The sequence below is a fragment of the Pseudomonas fuscovaginae SE-1 genome (assembly GCF_000364705.1).
GTDB classification, from domain to species: domain Bacteria; phylum Pseudomonadota; class Gammaproteobacteria; order Pseudomonadales; family Pseudomonadaceae; genus Aquipseudomonas; species Aquipseudomonas fuscovaginae_A.
The window spans coordinates 1-1,434 of sequence record NZ_AQOH01000222.1 but is presented as its reverse complement, the minus strand read 5'-3'; the positions used below and the strand labels follow the sequence as shown (position 1 = coordinate 1,434).

Here is a 1,434-nt window from a genome sequence, read left to right as displayed (position 1 = left end):
CCGGTGTTGACCGACCTCAAGCAGTTCATGAGCTCGGATTATCTGCTGGCAGGTTTGGGTTATAACCCGGATGAGAGCGCCAAGCGCCTTGGTGACGGCTTCTATGAGCAGAAGCTGATCCAGCAGGCGGTCACTGCACGCACCGGGCAGCGTTTCATCGACGGGCAAACGTCGGACGAGGCGCTCTACAAGTACCTGATGGACAACGCCATCAAGAGCAAGCAGGCGCTCAACCTGTCGGTCGGCGTCAGTCTGACTTCCCAGCAGGTCGCGGCGCTGACTCACGACATCGTCTGGCTCGAAGAGCACGAAGTGAATGGCGAGAAGGTCCTGGTGCCAGTGCTGTACATGGCCCAGGCCACGGGGCGCCTGGCGCCGAATGGGGCATTGATCCAGGGCTCTGACGTGACGCTGATCGCGGGCACGGAGCTGAGCAACAGCGGTACCTTGCGCGCCAGCAACAATCTGTCGGCCAGCGCAGGCAATGATTTGTCCAACGCAGGTCTTGTCGAGGCGGGCAATCGCCTGGATCTGTTGGCGGGCAACAGTATCGTTAACAAGTCCGGTTCCATCATTTCCGGTCGTGACGTCAGCCTGAGCGCAAGCCGCGGTGATGTGCTCAACCAGCGTGACGTCACTCACCTGGACTCCAGCCTGGGTGGCGGCACCCAGCATCGTGACATCCTGGACAACGCGGCCCGCATCGAGGCGTCCAACAACCTGAGTATCGGTGCCGGACGGGACATCAACAGCAACGGGTCAGTGCTCAGCAGCGGCGCGGACATGAAGTTGAGCGCGGGGCGTGATGTCAACGTCAATGCCATCGCCGAACGCACGACCGATGCCCGTGGCAGCTCGTACCTTAGTCAGCAGATCGCCCAGCATGGCGCGACGGTCAGTGCCGGTCGGGACCTTTCTGTGAACGCCGGTCGCGACATCAGTGCGATTGCCGGTACGCTCGAAAGCAAGCGCGACATGGCGCTTACCGCCGGTGAGGACATTCATCTCGAGTCTGCGGCGAATGAAAGCGAGTTTGCTTCGCGCAGCAAGAAGAAAACCCTGGAAACCCGCAGTGTCAGCCAGCAGTCCACTGAACTGAAGGCCGGCCGGGACATTTCCATCGACGCCGGGAAGGACCTGGATGTCATTGCCAGCCGGATCACGGCCGGTGGTGATATCAAGTTGGACGCCGCCCAGGACATGACCATCGCCTCGGCGAAGGATGAAAGCTCCTACTACTACTCGAAGAAGAGCAAAGGGTCGTTCGGGCGCAGCAGCAGCAAGCAGGTCGAGAGCTACGACAGCACCAACGTCGCCTCCGTGGTGGACGCGGGCAAGGACCTGACCATCAATGCCAGCAAGGGCGCCGATGGCGCCATGAACATCAATGGCGGCCGTGATGTCACGATCATCGGTAGCAAGCTCAAGGCCCAT

Annotated in this window: 1 protein-coding gene; it reads left to right on the top strand. The window is 60.9% G+C overall.

All coding sequences use genetic code 11. The features are described from left to right. On the top strand, positions 1-1,434 hold a 1,434-nt coding region (locus K675_RS0119215; RefSeq protein ID WP_026145351.1), incomplete at both ends, for a hemagglutinin repeat-containing protein.